Below are 24713 nucleotides of genomic sequence, written 5' to 3'. Positions count from 1 at the left end.
GACGACTAGGCTGGGTGGCGTCGACCGCGAAGAGATCCGAGGAGCCAGCAGATGCCTATCGCAACCCCCGAGCGCTACGCCGAGATGCTCGATGCCGCGAAGTCCAAGGGCTTCGCCTACCCGGCCATCAACGTGTCGTCGTCGCAGACGCTGAACGCGGCCCTCAAGGGCTTCGCCGACGCCGGCTCCGACGGCATCATCCAGATCTCCACCGGCGGTGCGGAGTACCTCTCCGGCCCGTCGGTCAAGAACATGGTCACCGGCTCGGTCGCCTTCGCGGCGTACGCCGCCGAGGTCGCGAAGAACTACCCGGTCAACATCGCGCTGCACACCGACCACTGCCCGAAGGACAAGCTGGACGGCTTCGTCCGCCCGCTGCTCGAGATCTCCGCCGAGCGGGTCGCGCGCGGCGAGTCGCCCCTGTTCCAGTCGCACATGTGGGACGGCTCCGCGGTGCCGCTGGAGGAGAACCTGCAGATCGCCGAGGAGCTGCTGGCCAAGTGCGCCGCGGCCCACATCATCCTCGAGGTCGAGATCGGCGTCGTGGGCGGCGAGGAGGACGGCGTCGCCAACGAGATCAACGAGCAGCTCTACACCACCCCCGAGGACGCGCTGGCCACCGTGCGGGCGCTCGGCACGGGCGAGAACGGCCGCTACCTGACCGCCCTGACCTTCGGCAACGTGCACGGCGTCTACAAGCCGGGCAACGTCAAGCTGCGCCCGGAGATCCTCAAGTCCGCCCAGGAGGCGGTCGTGGCCGAGCTCGGCCTGGAGGCCGGCGCCAAGCCCTTCGACCTGGTCTTCCACGGTGGCTCCGGCTCCACCGCCGAGGAGATCGGCGCGGCGGTCGACTTCGGCGTGGTCAAGATGAACGTCGACACCGACACCCAGTACGCCTTCACCCGGCCGGTGGCCGCCCACATGTTCCAGAACTACGACGGCGTGCTCAAGGTCGACGGCGAGGTCGGCAACAAGAAGCAGTACGACCCCCGCGCCTGGGGCAAGGCCGCCGAGGCCGGCATGGCCGCGCGGATCGTGGAGGCCTGCGAGAACCTGCGCTCGGCCGGCACGACGCTGGGCGCCTGAGCCCGCACCGGCCCCCAGCACGCCGACGCCCCCCCGGGTCTCCCGGGGGGCGTCGGCGCGTCAGCGCTGGTAGGCGCTCAGGTGCATCTGGGCGAACGGGTCGAACGAGTTCGCCAGCACGATCACCCGGTCGCGTGCCGGGTCGACCAGAAGCGCCTCGGTGCGGAGCCTCCGCTCGGCGCCCTGCCACTGGGCCGTGCCCTCCCAGGTGTAGGCGGCCACGTGGCCGTCGGAGACGAAGATCCGGCCGCTGCCCGGGTCGAGGGCCAGGACCGCGTCCTCGCCCCAGCGGTCCACCTGCTCGAACGTGCTCAGGGTCCGGCCGCGCGGGCGCAGCACCCGCACCTGCGTCCCCCTGCGGGTGTCCAGCGCGGCGACGACGCGCCGGCCAGGGGCGTCGGCGGCCAGGTCCTCCACGATGCGGCCCGACTTCCAGCTCCGTTCGCCCCACGGTCGCCCGTCGGCGGTCCAGCTGACCAGGGTGGCGCCGGCCCGGCGACCGCCCCCCACGTGGACCACGCCGCCGGCGCCGACCTCGAGGTCGGTCACCCGCGCGCGCCGGTCTCGGTGGTCCCGGGTCGCCTGCCACAGGCGCTTGCCGCCCTCGCGATAGGCGAGCAGCACCGTCCGGGAGCCGCCTCCCACCACGTGGTGGGTGCCCGCGACGTACCAGGTGCCTCGCTCGGGGTCCACCCCCAGTGCGGTGGGCCCGGAGGTGAGCCCACGGTGCTCGAAGCGGCGGGTGACCACGGGGTTGCCGTCCCGGTCGTAGCAGGCCAGGTACCAGGTGGCGCGGGCCCTCCTGCCGACCTCGGCGTTGTCGTAGTGGCCGGTCAGGCAGCTGATGCCGGTCGCCGGGTTGGTCACGAGGTCGGCCCCGAATCCCATCAGGCGCGACCGGACGGTCCAGCGCACCTCGCCGTCCAGCCCGATCCCGTAGACCCTCGAGCCCGTCGAGACCACGACCTGGCCCCCGTCGGGGTCGATCGTCATCTCGGTGCTGGAGGACCCGACGCCTCCGAGTCCGAGCTCCCAGACCGTCTCGCCGGTCTCCCCGTCGGTACGCCGGACCCGGGTGCGGGCGGTCGGCACGGAGGTGTCGTGGAAGTGCGCGAGGACGTCGCCGGTCGCGGGGTCGAGCACCGCCCCGTCCTCGAACCCCAGGTCGTAGGAGTGCAGGACGCCGGGAAGATCGGTGCGCCACAGCGGCGCGCGGTCCTCGCCCTCCTGCCCGGCCGCGGGTGCGGCGACGCCGGACAGGCCCAGGCCGAGCAGGCCGGGAAGCAGGGCTGCCGCGACCAGCGTGCGGGCGGTGGTGGGTCTCATCGGAACCTCCGAGATCGGTGCGAGTCACAGGGAGACTCGCGGGTGGTCCCAGGGGTTGTCCCCGGGACGGGGTCGTCGAAAACCCGTCCCGGTCCCTGTCTCTCAGCGCTGGTGCTTCATCCCCTCGAAGGACACGGCGGCGAGCAGGCCGAGCACCAGCACCGCCGGGATCAGCAGCAGCGACTCACCCATCGCCTGGCTGAAGGCCGGCCAGGCCTGCTCGGGAAGTCCGCCGCCCGCCATCGCGGTCTCCGGGGAGCCTCCGCCGTGGCCACCGAGCCCGTTGGCCGCGAGTCGGGACTGCATCAGGACGGCGATCGCGGCCGAGCCCAGCACGGCGCCGACCTGGCGGGTGGCGTTGTAGACGCCCGCCCCGGCGCCGGCCTGCTGGACCGGCAGGTTGCGGTTGGCGGTGGTGCTGAGCACCGACCAGAGGAAGGAGCTGCCGACACCCAGCAGGGCGAGCGGGACCAGCAGCTGCCACACGGGAGTGCGCGGGGCCATGATCGTCGCGAGCCAGATCAGCGCCCCACCCATGGCCAGGAAGCCGAACGAGGTGAGCAGGCGCGGGTGCACCCGGTCGCTCAGCCGGCCGACGGGTCGAGCGAGCAGGATCGAGCCCACGGCCAGCGGGACCAGGAGCAGGCCGGACTGGGTGGGGGACCAGCCCCGGACGAGCTGGGCGTAGAGCATCAACGGGAAGCCCATGGAGGTGAAGCCGAAGCTGACGGTGGCGATCGCCAGGTTGGCCAGGGAGAAGTTGCGGTCGGCGAACAGGCTCAGCGGCACCAGCGGCTCGCGTCGGTTGCGGGCCTGCCACCAGACGAAGAGGCCCAGCACCACCAGCCCGGTGATGATCAGCCCCCACACCGTGATCGGCCCGGTGATCGTGCCCCAGTCGTAGGTCTGGCCCTCCTGGAGGCCGAAGACCAGCAGGAACATTCCCGCCCCGCTGAGCGCGACGCCGAGCCAGTCGAACCGGTGCGGGTGGGTGTCCAACTGGGGGACCAGCCGCCAGGCCAGCACGTAGGCGACGATCCCGACCGGCACGTTGATGAAGAAGATCCACTCCCAGCCCGCCGCGTCCACGAGCACGCCGCCCAGGATCGGGCCGACCAGGGTGGCCACGCCGGCGGTGGCGCCCCACAGCGCCATCGCGCTGCCCCGGCGGTCGGCCGGGAAGATCCGGGTGATCACCGCCATCGTCTGCGGCGTCATCATCGCCGCCCCCAGCCCCTGCGCGACCCGGGCGAGCACCAGGCCGGTGATGGTGCCGGTGAGCCCGCACCACAGCGAGGCGAGGGTGAAGACGACCAGCCCGACGAGGTAGAGCCGCTTGGGGCCGTAGCGGTCGCCCAGCCGCCCGGTGATCAGCACCGGGACGGCGTAGGCGAGCAGGTAGGCGCTGGTCACCCACACCACCGAGTTCACGTCGGCGTCCAGGTCCTCCATGATCGACGGGGTCGCGACCGTGACGATCGTGGTGTCGACCAGGATCATGAAGAACCCCAGGCAGAGGGCCCACAGGGCGGGCCAGGGGTTCTCGGGGAGCGACGGCGCTGCGGCCGGGCGAACGGTCTGGGTCACCGACAGATCATGCCTCGTCCCCGGTGAGGAGGGGCCCGAAGGTCAGCTTCGCAGCTGGACGAGCTCGGTGACGTAGGTCCGGTTGCGGGCGAAGGTGAAGCGGTCGCGTCGCACGTCCAGGACCCCGCCGGAGGCTCCGCCGTAGCTCTTGCCCTCGGGCATCCGGTGCTCCCAGAGGCGTCGCCCGGAGCGGCTGAGCGCGGTGACGACGAGCTCGCGGCGCCGTCGGTCGACTGCGTAGAGCCGTCCGGTGACCGGGTCGGCAGTGACCCGCGCCTGCCAGGTGAAGCCGGGCGTCGAAGTCCGCCGCACGCCCCCGCCGGGGCGGACGGTCAGCAGGTGCAGCGACCCCGCGCTGGCGCCGGCCACGACGACGCGACCGTCGCGGGGTCGCACCGACGCGGTGATCACGCTCGAGTCGAGCGAGGCCGCCGCTCGCAGTCCGACGCGGCGGACGGCCGTGCCGTCCAGGTCGCTCGTCACGAGTCGGGCGACGCGCCCGCGGGCTCCCGCGACGTGGAGCAGGCCGCGCTCGGGGTCGAGCCGGACGTCCCGGACGGAGAAGCCTCGCTCGAGCTCGTGCTGCCACAGCAGCTCGCCGTCCGCGCTGAGGACCATGACGCCGGGGCGGTGTCCCCGCGGGCCTCCCACGACCACGACCCGGTGGGTCACGGGGTCGATGACCAGGCGGTCCGGGGGGTCGGGGGAGAACCCCGTGCGGGCGAAGACCAGGGACCCGGTGCCGGTGAAGCACGCCAGGCTCCAGGTGGGGTCCGAGTGAGCGATCAGGGAGAAGTTCCGGGAGAGCATGCAGACCTGGCCGCTGACCGGGTCGGTGGCCACCTGGTGGGTCATGGCCGGGCGGAGGCCCGTGGGGTCGACGACCCGCCACAGCAGCCGGCCCTCGAGGTCGCGCACCGTCACCGCGCCGTGGGCGTAGCCCTCTGCGTCGGGCTCGGTGCCGCCGGCCACCAGCCGCTGCTGCGTGGGGTCGAGCACGAAGTGGTGGATGTGAGCTGCGTCGGGGCCGTGGCGGCGAGTCCACTCCACCCGACCGGTGCGTCCGTCGATCCGAGAGATCGTCGGTCGGCCAAGTCCGGAGCCCTCGACGGTGGGGACGAACAGGTCCCCGGAGCGCGGGTCGAGGGCGGGGGCGGAGGAGTCCTCGAACAGGGGCGCGGGCGTGAACCAGCCCTGGATCCGGGGGGTGCTCCGCCACGTCGGGTCGCCGGGCTCGGCCCGGGTCGCGGCCGCCGGCAGCGCGGTCGATGCACCCAGCAGCAGGGCCACGAGACCGACGACGAGTCCGCCGCCGACGCGCCGGGAGGCGCGGAGGGCCGCACCGTGATTCCTGCGCGTGATCGTCACCACGTCCGTCCCCCGCCCCCAGTTTCCTCAGCCCAGCAGCGCGTCGTACGCCGCGGGGCTGGAGTCTCGCAGGAACTCCGAGCAGCGCTCCCACTCCTCGGTCTCGCCGATCGCGCGAGCCGAGAGAGCCAGCAGGGCGAGCGAGCGGAGGAAGCCGCGGTTGGGCTCGTGCTCCCACGGCACCGGGCCGTGGCCCTTCCAGCCGTTGCGGCGCAGCATGTCCAGCGAGCGGTGGTAGCCGACGCGGGAGTAGGCGTAGACCGTCACGTCGTCGGCGCCGGCGTCGCGGGCCTGCTCGGCCATCGCCGCCCAGGCGAAGGGGGAGGCGGGGTGGTGGCGCACCGCGGTGGCCGGGGCCTCACCGGCGGCGAGCTCGGCGGCGGCCGGGTCCTCGGGGAGGCGGGTGGCGGGGGGACCGGCCATCAGGTCCTGGCGGGGGAGATCGGTGTTCATGCGCCCCAGCATGTCACCCGCCGGGCGGCCACGTCGCCGGGCGGGGGTCGGCGATCCACGGCGGTGGCTCGGAGCGGACCAGGGCCTCCTCGACCTCGTCGCGGAACCGCTCCTCCGACGTTGCGACGAGGTCCTCGAAGAGCGGGGCACGCCCGTCGGTACGCCGCACGAAGCCCTCCCAGTCGGCCTCCCCGTCGCGCACCTCCCGGGCGAAGTCGCGCATCCGGTCGCCCATCTCGCCGCGCTCGGCGATCTCGGTCAGCTGCGCCTTCTCCTCCTCGGTGAGGAGCGGGCGCTCCCTGAGGGCAGCCAGCTCCGCGCGCAGCTCCGCGGCCTCGCGGCGGAACCGCTGCCGGGCCGACACGAGCTCGGCGGGCAGCTCGGGCCGCCGCTCAGCCACGGCCCACCGCCTTCGGCAGCTCGGCGGGGTTGAGCGCGTCGTAGAGGACCTCGAGCGCGCCCACGACGAGACCGAGGACGTCGAGGAACTCCTGGAGCTTGTCCCAGCCCTTCTTGACCAGGTGGAAGGCGTCCCACGCCTTCTTCGCGAACTTGGCCTGCCCGTAGACCGGGATCCACTGCACCGACCAGGCACTGGCGATCAGGTCCATCGCCATCTTGATGACGTCCACCGCGAGCTGGGCCATGGTGACGGCGTCGGCGGCGACCTCCTCGAGGTGCTTGGCCACCTGGTCGAAGTCGGCCCCCTGCCGGTCCAGGGTCTCCACCCAGGTCTGCATGGTCGCCCGGGTGGTCTCGGCGGCCTCGCCCCGCCAGGTGCGGGAGATCGTGGTGTTGGCGTTCTTCAGGTACCAGGAGTAGCTGGAGGCCCCCGAGCCGACGGCGTACCAGGCCGAGGCCTGCTTGGAGACCTCGACGACGTCGCCCACGAGCAGGTCGGTGAGCTCGCGACGCACGTCGAAGCCGCAGACCTTCTCCAGGGCCCACGCCAGCTGGTCGAAGGGGAAGCCGAGGCTGATCTCCGGCAGCTCTCCCTCCTTCGGCGAGGGTGCCTTGAAGTCGGTGAAGGGGTTGCCGTAGAACGCGGCGCTGCGCCCGTCGTCGCTGACCGCGCCGGTGCCGCCGTAGCGCCGGGCCTCGGCCGCGTCCGTGCTGCGCAGGTCGAGCAGCGTCGCGTCGACCGCGCTCGCGCACGAGCCCATCAGGGCGGTCTGGTCCGCGAGCATCGCGTGCATCTGGGGCACCAGCGAGCCGTAGGCGGCGTACATCGGGTCGAGGAGCGGGCCGAAGTCGGTGCGCGAGCAGTGCGACTCCGCGTGCGCCGCCATCTTCTTCAGGTACCCGGCGATCTCGTCGATCACGTCGGCGTAGCCGCGCAGATCGGCCAGCTCGACTCTCATGCCTGCGCTCATCCGACTCCCCCGTCACGCATCGTCGATGCGCCGGGAATACCCGCACCGGGCTGCCTGAAACCCGCGGTGGCGGAAGGGGCGAGGACCGCCGCTCAGCCCAGGCGGACGACGGAGGCGAAGAGCGCCCCGGTCGTCAGCAGGACGGCCAGGATGAGGAACCACTGGTAGCTGCGCCGCCAGCTGCCGAGCTGGGAGAGGAGCAGCGCGAAGGTGAGGGCGACCCCCACCACGATGGTCGCCACCCTCAGGGCGCCCGGAGCGTCCGTGCTCAGGGCAGCCACGACGGCCGAGAGGAGGGCGACGAAGGCGGCCAGCCGCAGGGCGTAGGAGCGCCCGAGCGACTCCGCCATCCAGCCGAAGACGCCGGCGTTGCTGGTGTCCGCGGGGACGTCGAGGGGGTGAAGGGGGTCCCCGCCCATGCTGTGCTCCTCGCCTCGCTCGGCCTGGCTCTGCGGCCTGGCTCGTCGGCCCTCAGGATGGCATGGAGAGCAGCGTGCGCACCTTCTCCGCGCCGAGCGCGACGATCAGCGTGGGCAGGCGCGGTCCGCGGTCCTTGCCGACCAGCAGGTTGTAGAGGAGCCGGAAGAACTCCTTCTGGTCGGCCTTGACCTCGTCGGTGGGGGCGGCGTCGACCGCCAGGCCGTGGGCCAGCTTGGGCACGCCGTAGACCACGGTGGTGACCGGCTCCAGCTCCAGCTGGGCGGGCAGGTGCTCGAGCAGCAGGTCGAGCCACTGCCGCTCGCGCGGCTCGAGGGCGGCGAGCCGCTCGGTGTCGGGGGTCTCCCGGACGACGGTGCGGTCCTCGGCCGGGACGAACTCGCTCGTCCACTGCATGGCCTTGGACAGGCGCGGCTCGAGGTCGGCGACCGAGTCGTGGGCGAACCCGACGCGCCCGATCACCGCGCTGATCAGGTCGGCCGACCCGGCGGTCACGTCCGCGACGGAGGAGAGGGTGCGGAAGGGCACGTTGACCGCGGAGGTGGGCAGCGGGCCGCTCGCCGGGCCGACGGCCCGCTCGTGGGCGAGCACCGCGGCGTCGCGCTTGGCGGGGTCGGCCGCCTTGCGGCCCAGCGCGTCCCACTCGTCGTAGAGCCGGACGACCTCGGGGCCGAAGTCGATGTTGAAGGTCTGCTTGGGCGCGCGGCGCACGTAGAGCCAGCGCAGGATCGGCGCCTCCAGCACCCGCAGGGCGTCGGTGGCGGTCGGCACGCCGCCGGCCGACGAGGACATCTTCTGCATGCCGGCGAAGCCGACGAAGCCGTAGGCGACGAACGACGGCGCCTTGCCGCCGAAGACCTTCACCACGTCCTTGCCGACGGTGTAGGAGGAGCCGGGGGTGGCGTGGTCGGCGCCGCCGGGCTCGAAGTTGACGCCCTCGAAGGTCCAGCGCATCGGCCAGTCGACCTTCCAGACGAGCTTGCCCTCGTCCTGGGTGGCCAGGTTGGTGACGCCGGTGAAGCCGCAGGACGAGCAGGTGTAGGCGAGGTCGGTGGTGTCGTCGTCGTACGACGTGGCGGTGGTGGTGTCGCGGCCGCACTCGCGGCAGTAGGGCTTGAACGGGAACCGGGCCAGGTCGGGACCGGTGCCCGGGACGGCGGCCTCCGCGGCGGCCGTCTCGTCGGCCTCGGCCACCGACTCCTCGAGCGCCTCGGCCTCCTGCTCGGAGACCGGCTCGGGCGGCTTCGCCTTGGTCCGGTAGCGGGAGAGGACGTCCTCGATGCGGTCGCGGTTGCGGACGGCGGTGAGGATCTGCTCGCGGTAGGCGCCCGACTTGTACATCTGCGTCTGGGAGACCTCCTCCATCTCGACGCCCATCTCGGCCAGGGCGTCGCGCAGCGGTGCCTTGAAGTGCTCGGCCCACGACTCGTGGCACTCCCACGGGTCCGGGACGGCGGAGAGCGGCCGGCCGATGTGCTCCGACCAGGAGGCCGGGACGCCGGCCGGCACCTTGCGGAGACGGTCGTAGTCGTCCCACGAGTGGAGGTGGCGCACCGGGACGCCGCGGCGGCGCAGCTCGTCGGCGACGAAGTGGACGGTGAGGAACTCGCGCAGGTTGCCCAGGTGGACCGGGCCCGACGGCGAGGCGCCCGAGGCGCAGGTCACCGGGTTGTCCTCGCTGATCGTCTCCGGCCCCGCGTGGCGGACGGCCTCGTCGGCGGCGCGGGTCACCCAGTCGACCGGGCCGGTGCTCTGCCCGGGCCTGGGCTCTGCCTGTGGGGTGCGACGTGACACGAGGGCTGCTCCTGCTGTGTGCGGGTGGGCCGCTCACGCTACCGGGCGGGCGTCGCGGCGCCGGAATCGTCCCCTGCTCGATTCCGGCGCTGCCGCGCACGCTCCCCGAGACGTTTGACGGTCCGGCTCCCCCCGGATGCCGGACCTCCGCGGCGCTTGTCCCCACGAGCCGCGTGGAACCCATTGTGAGCACGGGCGCGCGCCGACCTTCGGGGACTTATTGCCATTGGCACTAAAGTGCCAACATGAAGGACCGGGCCCTGGCCACCGCGCTCCAGCTGACCCCCGCCGCGCTGCGGCTCTACCACCAGCTGCGCGCCGCCGACGGGGCCGACGTGGCCGACGTCGCCCGCAGCCTGATGCGCGAGCCCGGGGAGCTGCTGGCCGAGATCGGCCCGCTGGTCGCCCAGGGAATGGTGCGCGTCGACGAGGGGGTGCTCCGGATCGCCCTGCCGGGTGCCGCGGTGGCCGAGCTGCTGCTCCACGAGAGCCGGACGCTGACCGCGGCCGCCGCGCGCCTGGACCAGCTGGTCCAGGCGATCCCGACCTCGCTGGTCGAGCGACCGCGCCAGGTGGTGAGGGCCGGCCACGAGTGGGTCGACGGTGAGGTCCTCGAGGGGGCGTCGGTCGGCTCGGTCCTGGTGCCCTGGATCGAGCAGGGCACCGGTGACGTGCTCATCCTGCGCCCGGACCAGTGGCAGCTGCCGAGCGAGCCGGTGATGTTCGCGGCGGTGGCCAAGGCGCTGCACCAGGGCCGGGCGGTGCGCACGATCTATCCGGTCCGCGCCGTCAAGGAGGTGCCGCAGGTGCTGCTGGCCCGTCTGGCCGCGGGGGAGCAGGTGCGGGTGCTCCCCGAGGTGCCGACCCGGCTGGCCATCGTGGGGGAGGACCGGGCGCTCTTCCCCGACCCGCCCGGGGTCTCCAACGACCGCCGCATCGTGATGCGTCACCCGGCGGTGGTCGAGCTGCTGATCGGCTACTTCGACCGGCTCTGGGACCAGGCCGTGCCGCTGCCGGCCCTGACCGGCGGCGAGGCCAGGCACCCCGGACGCCGGCTGCTGCTCAGCGAGCTGGCCGCCGGGGCCCGCGACGAGCAGATCGCCCGGACGCTGGGCGTCAGCCTGCGCACGGTGCGCCGGCGCATCGCCGAGGTGATGATCGAGCTCGGGGTCGACACCCGCTTCCAGGCGGGGGTGGAGGCGGCCCGCCGTGGCTGGATCTGAGCGGGCCGGGGGCGAGGCTCAGGGCAGGATCATGGAGTACGCCGCCTGCTCGAGCCGCCAGGTGCGGCTCCGCTCCGGGCCGTAGATCTCGCCGTCGGCGGAGGCGAAGAACTCCTCGCCCGAGACGGTGACGACCCGGCCGCGCAGGTAGGTGACCTCGTCGTGCTGACGATGGCGCCCGCGGACCAGCTGGAGGGCGTAGCTGAGCTTCTCGACCGGGCCGACCGCGCCGGAGATCATCACGTCGATGAGCCCGTCCTCGGCGTCCGCGTCGGGGGTCAGCTCGGTGCCGCCCCCCACCGAGGTGCCGTTGCCCACGGCCACCATCAGCACGGGACGGTCGAAGTCGTTGACCACCCGGCCGTCCACCTCGACCCGCATCCGCAGCGACGGGGGCAGGAAGGCCGCCTGGAGGGCGCCGATCGGGTAGCCCAGCCTGCCGAGGTTGACCTTGCCGGCCCCCACCGAGCCGAGCCGCTCCTTCCAGCGGGCGCCACGGCGGCTGGCCTGGGCGCCCGCGCCGACGTGGACCTGGTTGACCACCACGCCGCCGACCTCGTCGACCAGCAGGTCGACGGGCCGGTCGGAGCCGGAGACCAGCACGTCGGCCGCCTCGGCCGGGTCCAGGGGGATGCCCATGGCGCGGGCGAAGTCGTTGCCGGTGCCGAGCGGCAGCAGGCCCAGCACCTTGTCCTTGAGCTCGTTGCGGCGGTGCAGCACCGAGACCACCGCGTGCAGGCTGCCGTCGCCCCCGGCCACGACGATCGGCCGGGAGCCGGCGCGGTGGAGGACGCCGTCGAGCTCGCCGGGGTTGCTGGTCGCCGTCACCTCGACCGACACCTTGCCCTGGAGCACCGTGAGGGCGGTGTCGAGCGCCTCCTGGTCGGCGGTGCCGGCTCCGGAGTTGGTGATCACGAGGAACGAGTCCATGGGGTCGGACAGTATCGGAGAGGGACGGCTGCGGCCCGGCGTCCCGCGGCGGCGGCCTCGCCCCGGGCGGGGGTTGCGACCGGTTTGGTAGAGTCCTGGCGCAAGAGCTCCGGTGCACTTGTGCCGGAGCTGTTTTCTTTGTGCGGGTCGGTGCGAACCGTCCTGCACTACGAGTCAGGGGGGCTGCGATGCCCGCGATCATCATCCTGGGCGCCCAGTGGGGCGACGAGGGCAAGGGCAAGGCGACGGACCTGCTCGCTGCCACCACCGACAACATCGACTTCGTGGTCCGCACCAGCGGCGGCCACAACGCCGGCCACACCATCGTGGTCGGCGGCGAGAAGTTCGCCACGCACCTGCTGCCCAGCGGCATCCTCACCCCGGGGGCCACCTGCGTGATCGGCAACGGGGTCGTCGTCTCCCCGGAGGCGCTCTTCCGCGAGCTCGACGCCCTGCTGGAGCGCGGCGTGGAGCCCGCCCGGCTGGTGGTCAGTGCCAACGCCCACGTGATCGCGTCCTACCACTCGACCATCGACAAGGTGACCGAGCGGTTCCTGGGCAAGAACAAGATCGGCACCACCGGTCGCGGCATCGGCCCGGCGTACGCCGACAAGGTCAACCGCCTCGGCATCCGGATCGCCGACCTCTTCGACGAGAAGATCCTGACCCAGAAGGTCGAGGGTGCCCTCGACGTGCGCAACCAGCTGCTGACCAAGGTCTACAACCGCCGGGCGATCGAGGTCGACGCGGTGGTCGAGGAGCTGACGTCGTACGCCGAGCGGCTGCGGCCGATGGTGGCCGACACCTCGCTGCTCATCAACAAGGCGCTCGACGACGACAAGACCGTCCTCTTCGAGGGCGCGCAGGCGACGATGCTCGACGTCGACCACGGCACCTATCCCTTCGTGACCTCCTCCAACCCGGTCGCCGGCGGCGTCTGCGTGGGCGCGGGGGTCGGGCCCACCCGGATCGACCGGATCATCGGCGTCATCAAGGCCTACACCACCCGGGTCGGCTCCGGGCCGTTCCCGACCGAGCTCTTCGACGAGGACGGCGAGAAGCTGTGGCGGGTCGGCGGCGAGGTCGGGGTCTCCACCGGGCGGGACCGCCGCTGCGGCTGGTACGACGCGGTGATCGCCCGCTACGCCACCCGGGTCAACGGCCTGACCGACCTCTTCCTGACCAAGCTCGACGTGCTCTCGGGCTGGGAGCGCATCCCGGTCTGCGTGGCCTACGAGATCGACGGCGTCCGGCACGACGAGATGCCGATGACCCAGACCGAGTTCCACCACGCCAAGCCGGTCTACGAGTACCTCGACGGGTGGAGCGAGGACATCTCCGGCTGCCGGACCCTGGCCGACCTGCCGGTCAACGCCCAGCGCTACGTGACCGCGCTGGAGGAGATGAGCGGCACCCGGATCTGGGCCGTCGGCGTGGGCCCGGGTCGCGAGGAGACCGTGGTCATCCACCCGGACTGAGCGCGACCGCCCCAGGTCACCGCGGCCCGGGGGCGGCGTACCAGGCCATCTGCGGCACCTCGATGGCTCCCTCGGCCCGGCCGTCCCAGTCGACCGGCAGCCCCTCGGCGGCGAGCGCCGCGGCGACCTGGCGGCCGACCGCCGCGTCCTCCTCGAGCCGGCTGCCCGGCTCGGTGGAGGAGTGGCTGGCCGCCCCGTAGCGGAGGAAGAGCGTGAAGGGGCCGTCGAGGAGCCTGGTGGCGTCCTGGTGGTGGAAGAAGACGTAGCCGTGCGCCCCGGCCTCCTGGGCGGCCTCGGTGCCGAGGAGGTGGCCCTCGGAGTTGTCCCAGCCGAGGGGGGCCCGGGCGAGGACGCCGTCGCGCTCCAGCGCGGCGAAGGCCCGCAGCAGGGCCGCGGACATGTCCTGGTCGCCGCGCTCGGCGGACAGCAGCACCCGCCGGTCCCACTCCTCCCGGACCGCGGCCTCGGCCTCGGCCCGCGGCACGCCCTCGGCCACCGCGTCGTAGGTCAGCTCGGCGAGGTGCTCCTCGAGCGGCTCGGTCGTGGTCAGGAACTCCACGGCCGCGAGCTCGCGCAGGTGCTCCAGCAGACCCTCCTTCTCCTCAGGGTCCAGCGCCGGCTCGGGGGCGGCGGGGGCGGTGCGGGTCGGGGGCTTCGCGCCGAAGAGGCGACCGAGGAGGGACATGCGCCGCAGTATGGCGAGCCCGGGGGCTCGCCCGCTACCGGCGCTGCACCGCGTGGATCAGGTCGCTGCCCAGCTCGACGAGCTCGTCGCGGCCCAGGGGCAGCTCGTCGGTCAGCCAGCAGGCGAGGACCTCGGTGAAGCCCGCGGCGAAGAGGAGACCGTGGAGCCGGGCGCGCGCCGGCGGCCAGGCGGCGTCGCCGAAGATCCGCTGGCCCTGCTCGCCGACCAGGTCGGCGAACCCGGCCAGCACCTGGTGCCGGCGGGCCCGCAGCGCGGCGTTCCCGGTCGACTCCACCACCGCGACGCGGCCCTTCGCCGGGGAGTCGGCGAGGAGGTCGACCACCGCGGAGATGGCGGCGCGGACCTGCGCGGTGGGCTCCGGCGAGTGGGCGGCCATGGCGGCCAGCGCGGTGTCGGCGATCTCGGCGGCGACCGTCTCCAGCGCGGTGACCATCGCGTCGTCGCGGTTGCTGAACGACTCGTAGAAGTAGCGCTCGGTGAGGCCGGCCTCCACGCAGATGGCCGTCATCGTGGTGCCGGACTCGCCCTCCCGGGCGAGCACCTCGATGGTCGCCTCGACCAGCTGGGCCCGCCTGGTCGCCACGCGCTCGCTCGTCGACCTGCCTCGATAGCTGCGCTCCGGTGCGACCACGTGCCCATCCTGCCCGAACCCGGCCGGTGGACACCCGTTGACAGCGACCTGGGTCACAGTGAAACTGACAGGGCCCCCTGTCAGATCGCCCGAGGAGTCCTGCATGAGCCGTACGCCGAGCACCCGCCGCCGCGGGGGCGCCCGCTTCCTGGAGGGACGCGTCGTCGCGATCACCGGAGGGGCCCGGGGCATCGGCGCCGAGACCGCCCGGCTGGCCCGGGCGGCCGGTGCCGAGGTGATCATCGGCGACCGCGACATCTCCCACCTCCAGCAGGCGGCGCAGCAGCTCGGCGTGCGCTGGCACCCCCTCGACGTCACCAAGCCCGAGGAGTGGGAGCGGTTCGTCGCGGCCGCGGGCCCGATCGACGTGCTGGTCAACAACGCCGGGATCATGCCGGTCGGGGAGTTCCTCTCCGAGGACCCGGCGGTCACCCGGCAGATCTTCGAGGTCAACACCTTCGGGGTCATCAACGGCACCCGGGCCGTGGCCCCGGGCATGGTCGCGCGCGGCCGCGGCCACGTGGTCAACATCGCCTCGGCCGTGGGGCGGGTGGCCCTGCCCAACGGGGCGTCGTACTCCGCCTCCAAGCACGCCGTCGTCGGCTTCACCGAGGCGATGCGCGCCGAGCTCGCCCCTGCCGGGGTGGAGGTCTCGATGGTGCTGCCGGTGATCGTCAACACCGCTCTGGGTGCCGGGGTGGCGCGCACCCGGGGGGTGCCGACGCTCGACCCCGAGCAGGTCGCCGAGGTGGTCGTCGACGTGATCCGCCGTCCGGTTCCCGAGGCGTGGGCGCCGCGGTGGGGCCAGCCCGTCACCAAGCTCTCCCAGGCGCTGCCGCGGCCCTTCCAGACCGCGGCCCGCCGGCTGATGGGGGCCGACGAGGTGCTCACCCACGCCGACGCGGGAGCGCGGGCCTCCTACGAGGCGGAGGCCCGTCAGGCCTGAGTGTCGTCCGGGTCGTCGGCCAGCTCGGCGAAGTCGTGGATCGCGTCGGTGGCGAAGACCTCCGGCGGCCCGGCGTCCTGCGCCCCCGGGGTGCGCGCGGCCAGCTTGCGGACCCGGTCGGTCAGTCGCGCGTGGCGCACCCCGACGTAGGTCGTCGTGGGACGGACCGCGACGCCCGTCAGCGCGTCGCCCAGCTCGCGCTCCAGGTCGCGGGCGAGTGCGACCTGCGCGGCCGGGAACTCGCCGCTGCGCCCCACGACCGACCGGTCGACACGGGTGAAGGAGCCGTAGAACTCGACCGTCCCCTTCCCGAGGTCGGCGTCGGGCCACAGGTCCTCGGCCACCTCCCAGGCCTCGGCACCGGCGTCGCTGCGCAGGTCCACCCCCGCGCCGGTGCTGCTGAGGAGGATCTCCGCGCGCTCCAGCGTCGAGGCTCTCCGGTAGTCGAGCAGCAGCTCGGCGACCGCCGCGTCCCAGGTGTCGGCCGAGCCCGCGAGGAGACTCACCTGCGCGGGCCTGCCGCCGACGGCCTGGGCCGTCACGTCGACCTGGTCGGCGTCGAGGTCGCGGGCGGCCCGCAGCACGGAGACGACCTCGTCGACCCCGGCGGTGGGCTCGAGGGCGAGGGTGACCTGGCAGGAGCCCTTGAGGCAGGTCTCGTCGACCTCCGCCACGCCGGAGACCCCGGCCAGGGCCTCCGGGGCGTCGACCGTGGAGCTGCAGCCGCCCAGCAGCGCCGCGACGACCACCGCGACGACCGTCCTGCGTCTGTGCCTCATCGTCTCCCCCCTCGGGGGGCGAGGGTAGCGGCCGTTCGTGCCCGCCGGCGCGAGCAGCGCACGCGAGCGGGTCCCCGGACACGTAGTCTTGCGCCACGTGAAGACCCTCGTCATCGGCACCGGCGGCCGCGAGCACGCCCTGGCACTCGCCCTCTCCCGGGATCCGGCCGTGAGCCAGGTGCACGCCGCGCCGGGCAACCCCGGGATCGGCGCGGTGGCCACCCTGCACGCCGTCGACGCGATGAACGGCGACGCGGTCGCCGAGCTCGCTGTCCGGCTGGGCGTCGACCTGGTCGTGGTCGGCCCCGAGGCGCCGCTGGTCGCGGGGGTCGCCGACGCGGTCACCGCGCGGGGGATCGCCTGCTTCGGGCCGAGCCGCGAGGCCGCCCGGCTGGAGGGGTCGAAGGCGTTCTCCAAGGAGGTGATGGCCGCCGCCGGGGTGCCGACCGCGGGCTCCCGGGTCTGCGAGACCCCCGAGGAGGCCGCCGCCGCGCTGGACGCCTTCGGGGCGCCGTACGTCGTCAAGGACGACGCGCTCGCGGCCGGCAAGGGCGTGGTGGTCACGGGCGACCGGGTCGAGGCGCTGGCCCACGCCGCGGCCTGCGGCCGGGTGGTGGTCGAGGAGTTCCTCGACGGCCCGGAGGTCTCCCTCTTCGCGGTCTGCGACGGCACCACCGCCCACCCGCTGCAGCCGGCCCAGGACTTCAAGCGGATCTACGACGGCGGCCTGGGGCCCAACACCGGCGGCATGGGCGCCTACTCGCCGCTGCCCTGGGCGCCGGCCGACCTGGCCGAGACCGTGATGGAGACCGTCGTCCGCCCGACGCTCGGCGAGATGGCCCGGCGCGGGACGCCGTTCCGCGGCTGCCTCTACGTCGGCCTCGCGCTCACCGCGGCCGGGCCGCGGGTGATCGAGTTCAACTGCCGCTTCGGCGACCCCGACGTCCAGCCCGTGCTCGCCCTCCTCGACTCCGGTCTCGGCGAGCTGCTGCTGGCCGCGGCCCGCGGCGAGCTCTCCCAGGTGGCGCCGCCCCGCTTCCGCGACGGCGCCGCGGTCAGCGTGGTGATGGCCTCGGCCGGCTACCCGGAGTCCTCCTCGGCCGGTGACGTCATCGTCGGCACCGAGACCCTCGACGCCGACCCCGCGGTCGACGTGATCCACGCCGGCACCGCGCTGCGCCCGACGGCCGGCGGAGCCACCGAGCTGGTCACCGCCGGCGGCCGGGTGCTGGCGGTCCGCGCCGTCGGCACCGACGTCGCCGACGCCCGGGCCAAGGCCTTCGAGGGGGTCGCCACCGTCTCGTTCCCGGGTGCCCAGTGGCGCCGCGACATCGCCGCCGAGCCGCTCGGCGTCGTCGAGGGCGCCGCCGCCCTCGCTCCCACCGATCAGGAGAACCGATGACCGTCCCCAACGTCCTGGCCAACCGCTACGCCGGGGCCGACCTGGCCGCCATCTGGTCGCCCGAGCACAAGATCGTGCTCGAGCGCCAGCTCTGGATCGCGGTGCTCCGCGCTCAGCGCGACCTCGGCATCGACGTGCCCGAGGGTGTCATCGAGGCCTACGAGGCCGTCGTCGACCAGGTCGACCTGGGCTCCATCGCCGCGCGCGAAAGGGTCACCCGGCACGACGTGAAGGCCCGGATCGAGGAGTTCTGCGCGCTCGCGGGCCACGAGCACATCCACAAGGGGATGACCTCGCGCGACCTCACCGAGAACGTCGAGCAGCTCCAGCTCAAGCAGTCCCTCGAGCTGCTCCGCGACCGGGCGGTGGCCGCCCTGGCCCGGCTCGCCCGGCTGGCCGCCGAGCACGAGACGACCGTGATGGCCGGCCGCTCCCACAACGTCGCCGCCCAGGCCACCACGCTGGGCAAGCGGTTCGCCACCGTCGCCGACGAGCTGCTGATCGCCGTCCGGCGGGTCGAGGAGCTGCTGGCCCGCTACCCGCTGCGCGGTATCAAGGGCCCGATGGGCACCGCGCAGGACATGCTCGACCTGCTCGACGGCGACGCCGGCCGGCTGGCCGAGCTCGAGGGCCGGGTGGCGGCCCACCTCGGCTTCGACCAGGTGCTCACCTCGGTCGGGCAGGTCTACCCCCGCTCGCTCGACTTCGACGTCCTCTCCGCGCTCGTCCAGCTCGTGGCGGCGCCCTCCAACCTGGCCACCACGATCCGGCTGATGGCCGGCATCGAGCTGGTCACCGAGGGGTTCAAGGAGGGCCAGGTCGGCTCCTCGGCGATGCCGCACAAGATGAACACCCGCTCCTGCGAGCGGGTCAACGGTCTCGCGGTCGTCACCCGCGGCTACCTGTCGATGATCGGCGAGCTCGCCGGCGACCAGTGGAACGAGGGCGACGTCTCCGACTCGGTGGTCCGCCGGGTCGCGCTGCCCGACGCGTTCTTCGCCGCCGACGGGCTCTTCCAGACCTTCCTCACCGTGCTCGACGAGTTCGGCGCCTTCCCGGCGGTCATCCAGCGCGAGCTCGACCGCTACCTGCCCTTCCTGGCCACCACCAAGGTGCTGATGGCGGCGGTCCGCAACGGCGTCGGCCGCGAGGTGGCCCACGAGGCCATCAAGGAGGCCGCCGTCGGTGTCGCCCTCGACATGCGCAAGGGCCAGGTCGAGAACGACGTCTTCGACCGGCTCGCCGCCGACACCCGCCTGGGCCTGACGCGCGAGCAGATCGACGGCCTGGTCGCCGACCCGCTCGAGTTCACCGGTGCGGCGCTCGGCCAGGCCCAGGAGGTCTGCCGGCGCGTGGCCGAGCTGGCGCAGCGGCACCCCGAGGCCGCGGCGTACGCCCCCGGCGCGATTCTCTAGCGCGACCGCGGCACGTGATCGGCGCCACCTAGGATGGGGCGCATGGGGCGCCGCGATGAGTCTTGATCCGTGGGCGGAGCTGCCCCTGGACCCGACCGTGCCCGCGCACGCCCACCTCCGCGCCGGCGACCGTGACCGCGACGCCGTCGCGCAGGTGCTGGCCCAGGCCTACGCCGAGGGCCGGATGGACCGCGACGAGCTGGACCAGCGGTCGGAGGCGCTCGCCGGCGCCCGCACCCTGGGTGAGCTGCCGGGCCTGGTCGCCGACCTGGTCCCCCCGCCTCCCCGCGCCGGCACCGGGCTCGCGCGGGCCGGCGCGGGCTCGCCCGAGACGATCCGCGCCAAGGCGTTGGAGAACTACGAGCACCAGCGGCGCAACGCCTTGTGGTCGATGCTCTCCGCCACCCTGATCTGCACGGTGATCTGGGCGGCCGCGGGCATCGAGTCCGGCTGGAGCTTCGACCCGGCCTTCCCGTGGCCGTTGTTCGTGCTGCTGGGCACCGGGCTGAACTACGGGCGCACGGTCTTCGACCGCCAGGACATGGTGGCCGAGGAGGTGCGTCGCCTGGAGCGCAAGGCGAGGAAGCGTGCCGCCAAGGAGCTCGAGCAGGGCCGCGACCAGGGCCCGGCCGAGGACGCCTGACCCAGGAGTCGGCGGAGGCTCGCGCTGGCGCAGCGGCACCCCGAGGCCGCGGCGTACGCCCCGGTGGTTGACGAATTTGAGCAGATGCTCAAGAGTGGAGGTCGTGCCCGCGATGACCTCAACCCGGCGACCCGACACGTGGTGGCTCCCGACCGGTCTGTCCCTCGGGTTCGTCCTTGGCGCCCTGTATCCGATCGTCGGGCTGGTGCCCCTGCTGGTGGTGGACCCACAGCGTGCCTCCACCCTCACCGGGATGGTGGTCTTCGGAGTTGTCGGCGGGCTCATCGGGGCCGTGCTGGGCCTGGTCCTCGGTGTGCCTCTCACCCTCCTGGTGCCCGGGGGTCTCTCCGCGAGGGCGGCCCGGCCGGCGGCCGCCGTCGTGGTGCTGGTGACGGGGCTGCTCCTCCTGTGGGGCGCGGCTAGCGCCGACTGCCTGGAGTCGCTGGGCTTCGGGGAGGTCGGCTTCGGGGACTTGCTCCCCTTCTGGTCGGGCCCGGGCCTGGTGGCCGTCGCCGCGGCTGCGTGGGCCGCCGGTCGCCGCAGCCGCGACGCCTGAGCCCACCGCGCTCTGCGGCATCGGGACGTGCCCGGCGCCATGCTGTCGCCGGCGTCCGCGCGGTGATGCATATATGATCTATTCACCTGCGGCGCCGATCCCTCGGGCTGCTCGAGGTGAGGAGCTCGTGATGACCGTCGCTGAAGCCCAGGGCGCCGTGCTGCGTACCCCCGAGACCAAGGGGACCCGGTTCGCGCTGGTCCTGCCCTCGACCAACACCTCGGTGGAGCGCGAGCTCCACCACCTGCGCCCGCAGGACTGCTCCTGGCACACCGGCCGGATCATGATCAAGGCGCCGGCGCTCGACTCCGCCGACGCGTTCGGCGCCTTCCGCGAGTGCCTCAACGAGGCGCTGCCCGACGCGCTGTCGGTGGTGATGACCTGCAAGCCCGACTACGTGGTGATGGGGATGTCGGCGGAGACCTTCTGGGGCGGGGTGGCCGGCAATGCGGCGTTCGAGCAGGGCGTCCGTGAGATGACCGGGCTCGAGGTGACGACGGGCGCCACCGCCGCCGGCGAGGCGCTCAAGGCGTTCGGCGCGCGGCGCATCGGGGTGGTGACGCCCTACCAGCCGGTGGGGGACGAGCAGGTCGTCGCCTACTTCACCGAGCTCGGCTACGAGGTCGCCGCGATCACCGGTCTCTGCTCGGAGTCGGCCACCTCGATCGCCGACGAGACCCCGGAGACCCTGCGCGAGGCCTTCCTCTCCGTGGACGGCCCGGACGTCGACGCGCTGATCCAGTGCGGCACCAACCTGGAGTGCGTCGCGGTGGCCGCCGAGCTCGAGCGCGAGCTGGGCAAGCCGGTGATCGCGATCAACGTGGCCACCGCCTGGCACGCGTTCCGGGTCAACAAGATCACCGACAAGATCCACGGCCACGGCTCGCTGCTCGAGCTGCACTGACCCGCTCCACCCACAGAAGAGGACGCGCCATGTTCAACCACGTAGGTCACCTGACCCTCGCCGCCGGCGTCACCGACGCCCAGGTCGACGGGGTGGTCGCCGGGCTGCTCGCCCTGCCCGGCCGGATCCCGGGACTGGTGGGCGCCGAGGTCGTCCGCGACGCCGGGCTCATCGAGGGCAACGCCCACCTGCGGTTCCACATGCGGTTCGACAGCCGCTCCGACTGGGAGGGCTACCGGACCCATCCCGAGCACGTCGCGGTGGTCAAGGAGCACATCGCCCCCGTGCTGGCCGCCAAGGCCTTCGTGCAGTACGACGACTCCGCGGTGCGGACGACCTCGGTGGGCTGAGGCCCTGGCGCCGGGAGCAGAACAATATATGATCTATGAATGGCCTTCTCAACGATCACCGACCTTGACGTGGCATCCGCCCAGGAGCGCAGTCGCGCCCTGATCGACCGCCTGCTCACCACCGACTCCCAGACCTACGTGACGGGGCCGCGCGGCTCCGGGACGGGGCAGCGGGTCCTCGTCCTCGGCGGCACCGGCTACATCGGCCGCGCGCTGCTGCCGGAGCTCGCTCGCCGGGGCTACGCGCCGGCCGTGCTGGCCCGCTCCGCCGCGGTGAAGGACGAGCCCGAGTTCGCCGGCGTCGAGGTCGTGGTGGGCGACCCCACCCGCGCGCAGGACGTGCTGGACGCGGTGGCCTCCGCCCCGACGTCGGTGGTCATCTCGCTGCTCAGCGGCCGTCGCCCCAACGACGCCGAGGAGTGCCGCCTGGTCGACCACGAGGCCGTGGTCAACGGGATCAAGGCCGCGGTCGAGCACCGGGTCGAGCAGTTCATCCACATCAGCGACTTCGGCGCCTACCGGCCCGAGCTCATCCCGCAGGTCTACAAGCTGCAGGTCGAGGGCGAGCTGATCGGCCAGCACCACGGCCCGCTGCCCTGGACGATCATCCGGCCGACCGCCTACTACCCGTACCTCTCGATGACGTTCGGCGACGTCAAGAACGGCGAGAAGTACCGGATCTTCGACCACGGCGAGTACAACGTGGTCAACCCGATCGCCCGCGAGGACCTGGCCGAGTTCATCGTCAACCAGGTCCTGGACCCCGACGCGCTCGGCCGGGTGCTGCCCGTCGGAGGCCCCTGGGACCCGGACAACGTGGTCACCCTCAAGGCAGCCGGCCAGATGATGTTCGACGTGACCGGCCGCGAGCCCGACTGGGACGTCGTCCCGATGGCCACCTGGGACAAGAAGATCGCCCGGCTCACCCGGATGGGCAAGGTGGTCAAGAAGCTGGAGCCGGTGGCCTACTACCTCGAGGCGGCCAAGTACTGGTCGGTGGTCGACCACGTCGCCCCGGCGTACGGCGAGCGGACGCTGCGCGGGTTCATGGAGAAGCTCAAGGACCGGGAGTTCCCCACCGGCAGCTTCCGCGAGCGGATGAAGAGCGGCACCAACCTGATGCCCACCGACGTCTGAGGGGTCGCGAGGCGCCCCGGACGCCGTTGAGCGCACCGCCTGCCAGCAGGCGGTGCGCTCAACGGACGCCGTCTCAGAAGGCGGTGGAGCCCGGCTTGATCACGCCGAGCACCGCCGCCAGCACCACCATGGCCCAGATGCCGTAGACCCAGGGCTCGCTGCGGCGAATGGAGCCGACGATGCCCTGCTCGACCTCGGGAGTCGAGCCGGTCGTCATCAGCGCCCCGAACGCGGGCCCGAACGGGCGGAGCGCCCGGCGGATCATCACCCCGCACAGGATGCACAGGCCGTAGGCCAGCACCTTGGCGGCCAGCCACTTCGGGTTGGTGTCGACCCCGAACGGCTCCGCCACGACCATGGCGTAGCCGCCCGCCGCGACGAGGGCGAAGGAGAGCGCCCAGCGCACGTAGAGGTCCGCCTGGTGGTAGACGTGCCCGCGCCGGCTGTTGCCGCCGCGGGCCTCGAGCAGCGAGACGGTCAGCCAGGCGAGCGTGCCGACCCATGCCAGCGCGAGCATCCAGCCGGTCAGGAAGAACTCGTCGCCGAGCGGCCCGTAGTACATCAGGGTCAGGCCGCTGGCGCCGAACAGGATCAGTGACACGCGGGGCGCCATGTCACATCCGACCATGATCTTCGCGGCGATGGCCCGGGTCTCCGGCTGCAGCTCCGGCTTGATGATGAACCGGCTCGAGTAGTAGACCCCGAGGTCGCCCCCGAGCCAGTACACGAAGAGCAGGATGTGCAGCAGGATCGCCAGGGTGTGTCCGTTGAGGCCGTGGGCTACCTCCACCTCACATCCCGTCGCCGTCCCAGCGCCCGCGGGAGCGGCTGCGCACCGGGAGGCTGGAGATGATCGGGGCGGGGATCGGGTCGCCCTTCTTCCACGGCCGGCCCTGGCCCCAGTTGTGGGCGCCGGAGTCGGTGCGCTCGTCGGCGTGCTCGGTCTCCCGGCCGCTCCAGCCCCAGTCGAGGTCGATCACCTCGCGCGCCTCCGGCTCGTGGGTGTGCCCCTCGTCCGCGTGGTCGTGCGAGTGGTCGTGGTCGTGCGAGTGGTCGTGGTCGTGGTCGTGGTCGTGCGAGTGACCCTCGTGCCCGCCGTGCCCGCCCTGGAGGTTGAAGGCGTCGAGCGCCTTGGCGATCGCGATCGCGGAGCGGTCGGCGCCGGAGCCGTGGTGCCGGACGGGAGTGTCGTAGCGGCCCTGGTCCTTCTGGAACTGCCACGAGGCGGTCAGCTGGCGCATGTCCTCGTCGGTGCGCCACGGCTCCGCCAGGTCGTGGGTGGAGCTCGACCACCGCAGGGCGGGGTGCGGGCTGTCGTCGAGGCCCTCGGGCCCGTAGTTGACGCCCTCGCCGCCCCAGCGCACCCACTCGTTCTGGGTGTACCAGTTGGCCAGCTCGCCGTCCGAGCGCAGCAACCAGGTGGCGCCGCCCTCCATGGTGGTGAAGTGGCCGTGCTTGACCCGCGCGGGGCGGAAGAAGTAGGTGCCGAGGTCCAGGGTGCCGAAGTTGTACTCCATGTGGCCCTGGGTCGTGTAGGCCTCCTCGTAGCAGGGGTGGTGGGCCAGGCGGTGGTCGGCCCAGCCCTCCTGCGCGTGCACCAGCCGGGTGTAGAACCCGGTGGTCGGGTCGACGTGGAGGTACTTGATGAAGAGCCCGGGCATCGGGCCGGGGTTGGGCACGGCGTCCCACGTCATCGCCTCGGAGTCGATGACGATGACCTCCTCGCGTGCGTCCGCCCACGCGGTGGCGCCGGCCAGCGAGTCGACCGGGTCGAAGCCGGCGTCGCCGTACTCGCGGTAGTGCAGGATCTTGGTGCCCTCGGCGATGCGCAGGTAGTCGTTGGGCACGCCCTTCGGCGCGTAGACGTAGCCGCCCTTGCCGATCTTGCGGCCGCCGTAGTCGATCTCGCCCTCGAGCACGTAGTACTCGGTGTTGGCGTGGTGGATGCCCGGGCCGCGGCCCCAGTCGGTGTGGAAGTCGACGCGCAGCGAGGAGGAACCGTCCTCCTCGTCGACGGAGAGGCGGCGCTCGCTGGCGCGCCCCTCACCACCGGGCAGCTCGGCGGCATGCCAGACGTAGTCGTCTTCCTGGATCAGTTCCACATGGGGTCGCACGTACGCCTCCGTCGCTCGAAAGTGGGAATATATGATATCTAACCATGCAGCCCGAGCCGCGGGAACGGCCCGGC

At 72.9% G+C, this 24713-nt stretch carries 25 protein-coding genes; 11 read left to right on the top strand and 14 right to left on the bottom strand.

The genetic code is table 11. From position 1 onward, the window contains the following. Positions 1-51: 51 nt before the first annotated feature. The gene (gene fbaA, locus AC4BG9_RS09220) at positions 52-1086 is read left to right on the top strand and encodes a class II fructose-bisphosphate aldolase (protein WP_490570798.1); all 1035 of its coding nucleotides are present in this window, start codon (positions 52-54) and stop codon (positions 1084-1086) included. A 60-nt stretch (positions 1087-1146) separates the two neighbouring features. Here fbaA and AC4BG9_RS09215 read toward each other — a convergent pair whose 3' ends face one another. The 8 genes from AC4BG9_RS09215 to lysS all read right to left on the bottom strand — a co-directional run bounded on the left by AC4BG9_RS09215 (position 1147) and on the right by lysS (position 9425). Continuing rightward, positions 1147-2412, bottom strand: a complete 1266-nt coding sequence (locus tag AC4BG9_RS09215; RefSeq protein WP_490570797.1) for a hypothetical protein — start codon at positions 2410-2412, stop codon at positions 1147-1149. A 102-nt stretch (positions 2413-2514) separates the two neighbouring features. Further along, positions 2515-3999: a DHA2 family efflux MFS transporter permease subunit gene (locus AC4BG9_RS09210; RefSeq protein ID WP_490570796.1), complete on the bottom strand. Its 1485-nt coding sequence runs from the start codon at positions 3997-3999 to the stop codon at positions 2515-2517. Between the two features lie 42 nt (positions 4000-4041). Then, entirely contained in the window at positions 4042-5367 is a 1326-nt protein-coding gene (locus AC4BG9_RS09205; protein WP_490570795.1) for a hypothetical protein, read from the bottom strand. A gap of 27 nt (positions 5368-5394) precedes the next feature. After that, complete coding sequence (locus AC4BG9_RS09200; RefSeq protein WP_490570794.1) at positions 5395-5820, bottom strand: DUF3151 domain-containing protein; 426 nt, start codon at positions 5818-5820, stop codon at positions 5395-5397. A 13-nt stretch (positions 5821-5833) separates the two neighbouring features. Beyond that, entirely contained in the window at positions 5834-6220 is a 387-nt protein-coding gene (locus AC4BG9_RS09195; RefSeq protein WP_490570793.1) for a hypothetical protein, read from the bottom strand. Further along, positions 6213-7181: a hypothetical protein gene (locus AC4BG9_RS09190; RefSeq protein ID WP_490570792.1), complete on the bottom strand. Its 969-nt coding sequence runs from the start codon at positions 7179-7181 to the stop codon at positions 6213-6215. Before AC4BG9_RS09190 ends, AC4BG9_RS09195 begins: the two co-directional genes overlap by 8 nt. 104 nt (positions 7182-7285) lie before the next feature. Continuing rightward, the gene (locus AC4BG9_RS09185) at positions 7286-7612 is read right to left on the bottom strand and encodes a hypothetical protein (protein ID WP_490570791.1); all 327 of its coding nucleotides are present in this window, start codon (positions 7610-7612) and stop codon (positions 7286-7288) included. Positions 7613-7664: 52 nt separating this feature from the next. Next, positions 7665-9425 carry a lysine--tRNA ligase gene (gene lysS, locus AC4BG9_RS09180; RefSeq protein WP_490570790.1) on the bottom strand — a complete coding sequence of 587 codons (1761 nt, stop codon included), beginning with the start codon at positions 9423-9425 and terminating at the stop codon, positions 7665-7667. A gap of 245 nt (positions 9426-9670) precedes the next feature. On the opposite strand from lysS, the gene AC4BG9_RS09175 reads away from it, so the two are divergent. Further along, the gene (locus AC4BG9_RS09175; protein ID WP_490570789.1) at positions 9671-10648 is read left to right on the top strand and encodes a DNA-binding response regulator; all 978 of its coding nucleotides are present in this window, start codon (positions 9671-9673) and stop codon (positions 10646-10648) included. A gap of 18 nt (positions 10649-10666) precedes the next feature. Here AC4BG9_RS09175 and AC4BG9_RS09170 read toward each other — a convergent pair whose 3' ends face one another. Continuing rightward, the gene (locus AC4BG9_RS09170; RefSeq protein WP_490570788.1) at positions 10667-11578 is read right to left on the bottom strand and encodes a diacylglycerol/lipid kinase family protein; all 912 of its coding nucleotides are present in this window, start codon (positions 11576-11578) and stop codon (positions 10667-10669) included. A 188-nt stretch (positions 11579-11766) separates the two neighbouring features. Here AC4BG9_RS09170 and AC4BG9_RS09165 point away from each other — a divergent pair, with 188 nt between their 5' ends. Beyond that, the gene (locus tag AC4BG9_RS09165) at positions 11767-13056 is read left to right on the top strand and encodes an adenylosuccinate synthase (protein WP_490570787.1); all 1290 of its coding nucleotides are present in this window, start codon (positions 11767-11769) and stop codon (positions 13054-13056) included. A 16-nt stretch (positions 13057-13072) separates the two neighbouring features. On the opposite strand, the gene AC4BG9_RS09160 is transcribed toward AC4BG9_RS09165, so the two are convergent. Both AC4BG9_RS09160 and AC4BG9_RS09155 read right to left on the bottom strand, forming a co-directional pair. Continuing rightward, positions 13073-13741, bottom strand: a complete 669-nt coding sequence (locus AC4BG9_RS09160; RefSeq protein ID WP_490570786.1) for a DUF6891 domain-containing protein — start codon at positions 13739-13741, stop codon at positions 13073-13075. Between the two features lie 34 nt (positions 13742-13775). Further along, entirely contained in the window at positions 13776-14393 is a 618-nt protein-coding gene (locus tag AC4BG9_RS09155; protein ID WP_490570785.1) for a TetR/AcrR family transcriptional regulator, read from the bottom strand. Positions 14394-14496: 103 nt separating this feature from the next. On the opposite strand from AC4BG9_RS09155, the gene AC4BG9_RS09150 reads away from it, so the two are divergent. Further along, on the top strand, positions 14497-15339 hold the full coding sequence (locus AC4BG9_RS09150; protein ID WP_490570784.1) for an SDR family oxidoreductase: 843 nt from the start codon (positions 14497-14499) through the stop codon (positions 15337-15339). Here AC4BG9_RS09150 and AC4BG9_RS09145 read toward each other — a convergent pair. Next, complete coding sequence (locus AC4BG9_RS09145) at positions 15330-16118, bottom strand: hypothetical protein (RefSeq protein ID WP_490570783.1); 789 nt, start codon at positions 16116-16118, stop codon at positions 15330-15332. The two genes, AC4BG9_RS09150 and AC4BG9_RS09145, sit on opposite strands and share 10 nt — an antisense overlap. 97 nt (positions 16119-16215) lie before the next feature. Here AC4BG9_RS09145 and purD point away from each other — a divergent pair, with 97 nt between their 5' ends. The 7 genes from purD (at position 16216) to AC4BG9_RS09110 (ending at position 22525) form a co-directional block, all read left to right on the top strand. Further along, a complete protein-coding gene (gene purD / locus AC4BG9_RS09140) occupies positions 16216-17520 on the top strand; it encodes a phosphoribosylamine--glycine ligase (RefSeq protein ID WP_490570782.1) in 1305 nt (434 codons plus the stop codon). Further along, positions 17517-18935: an adenylosuccinate lyase gene (gene purB, locus AC4BG9_RS09135; protein WP_490570781.1), complete on the top strand. Its 1419-nt coding sequence runs from the start codon at positions 17517-17519 to the stop codon at positions 18933-18935. The genes purD and purB overlap by 4 nt, the downstream gene beginning before the upstream one ends. A gap of 55 nt (positions 18936-18990) precedes the next feature. After that, entirely contained in the window at positions 18991-19578 is a 588-nt protein-coding gene (locus AC4BG9_RS09130; RefSeq protein ID WP_490570780.1) for a DUF1707 SHOCT-like domain-containing protein, read from the top strand. A gap of 103 nt (positions 19579-19681) precedes the next feature. Continuing rightward, positions 19682-20134, top strand: coding sequence for a hypothetical protein (locus tag AC4BG9_RS09125; RefSeq protein ID WP_490570779.1), 453 nt, complete (start codon positions 19682-19684; stop codon positions 20132-20134). 130 nt (positions 20135-20264) lie between these two features. Continuing rightward, complete coding sequence (locus AC4BG9_RS09120; RefSeq protein ID WP_490570778.1) at positions 20265-21038, top strand: maleate cis-trans isomerase family protein; 774 nt, start codon at positions 20265-20267, stop codon at positions 21036-21038. Positions 21039-21067: 29 nt separating this feature from the next. Further along, positions 21068-21388, top strand: a complete 321-nt coding sequence (locus tag AC4BG9_RS09115) for a Dabb family protein (RefSeq protein WP_490570777.1) — start codon at positions 21068-21070, stop codon at positions 21386-21388. 39 nt (positions 21389-21427) lie between these two features. Further along, positions 21428-22525 carry an NAD(P)H-binding protein gene (locus tag AC4BG9_RS09110; RefSeq protein ID WP_490570776.1) on the top strand — a complete coding sequence of 366 codons (1098 nt, stop codon included), beginning with the start codon at positions 21428-21430 and terminating at the stop codon, positions 22523-22525. A 73-nt stretch (positions 22526-22598) separates the two neighbouring features. On the opposite strand, the gene AC4BG9_RS09105 is transcribed toward AC4BG9_RS09110, so the two are convergent. Then, positions 22599-23315, bottom strand: a complete 717-nt coding sequence (locus AC4BG9_RS09105) for a hypothetical protein (RefSeq protein ID WP_490570775.1) — start codon at positions 23313-23315, stop codon at positions 22599-22601. Position 23316: 1 nt separating this feature from the next. After that, on the bottom strand, positions 23317-24639 hold the full coding sequence (locus AC4BG9_RS09100) for a DUF4437 domain-containing protein (RefSeq protein WP_490570774.1): 1323 nt from the start codon (positions 24637-24639) through the stop codon (positions 23317-23319). Positions 24640-24713 lie beyond the last annotated feature (74 nt).

The organism is Nocardioides sp. Z40_12 (genome assembly GCF_058215795.1).
The sequence above is the reverse complement of the archived record's forward strand: the minus strand, read 5'-3'. Positions and strand labels throughout refer to the sequence as shown.

Coding starts and splice junctions, on each gene's coding strand:
- AC4BG9_RS09165 (WP_490570787.1), top strand. CDS start 11,767: ATGCCCGCGATCATCATCCTGGGCGCCCAGTGGGGCGACGAGGGCAAG.
- AC4BG9_RS09120 (WP_490570778.1), top strand. CDS start 20,265: ATGACCGTCGCTGAAGCCCAGGGCGCCGTGCTGCGTACCCCCGAGACC.
- AC4BG9_RS09115 (WP_490570777.1), top strand. CDS start 21,068: ATGTTCAACCACGTAGGTCACCTGACCCTCGCCGCCGGCGTCACCGAC.
- fbaA (WP_490570798.1), top strand. CDS start 52: ATGCCTATCGCAACCCCCGAGCGCTACGCCGAGATGCTCGATGCCGCG.
- AC4BG9_RS09200 (WP_490570794.1), bottom strand. CDS start 5,820: ATGAACACCGATCTCCCCCGCCAGGACCTGATGGCCGGTCCCCCCGCC.
- AC4BG9_RS09145 (WP_490570783.1), bottom strand. CDS start 16,118: ATGAGGCACAGACGCAGGACGGTCGTCGCGGTGGTCGTCGCGGCGCTG.
- AC4BG9_RS09110 (WP_490570776.1), top strand. CDS start 21,428: ATGGCCTTCTCAACGATCACCGACCTTGACGTGGCATCCGCCCAGGAG.
- AC4BG9_RS09160 (WP_490570786.1), bottom strand. CDS start 13,741: ATGTCCCTCCTCGGTCGCCTCTTCGGCGCGAAGCCCCCGACCCGCACC.
- AC4BG9_RS09175 (WP_490570789.1), top strand. CDS start 9,671: ATGAAGGACCGGGCCCTGGCCACCGCGCTCCAGCTGACCCCCGCCGCG.
- AC4BG9_RS09215 (WP_490570797.1), bottom strand. CDS start 2,412: ATGAGACCCACCACCGCCCGCACGCTGGTCGCGGCAGCCCTGCTTCCC.
- purB (WP_490570781.1), top strand. CDS start 17,517: ATGACCGTCCCCAACGTCCTGGCCAACCGCTACGCCGGGGCCGACCTG.
- AC4BG9_RS09185 (WP_490570791.1), bottom strand. CDS start 7,612: ATGGGCGGGGACCCCCTTCACCCCCTCGACGTCCCCGCGGACACCAGC.
- AC4BG9_RS09190 (WP_490570792.1), bottom strand. CDS start 7,181: ATGAGAGTCGAGCTGGCCGATCTGCGCGGCTACGCCGACGTGATCGAC.
- AC4BG9_RS09150 (WP_490570784.1), top strand. CDS start 14,497: ATGAGCCGTACGCCGAGCACCCGCCGCCGCGGGGGCGCCCGCTTCCTG.
- AC4BG9_RS09130 (WP_490570780.1), top strand. CDS start 18,991: ATGAGTCTTGATCCGTGGGCGGAGCTGCCCCTGGACCCGACCGTGCCC.
- AC4BG9_RS09170 (WP_490570788.1), bottom strand. CDS start 11,578: ATGGACTCGTTCCTCGTGATCACCAACTCCGGAGCCGGCACCGCCGAC.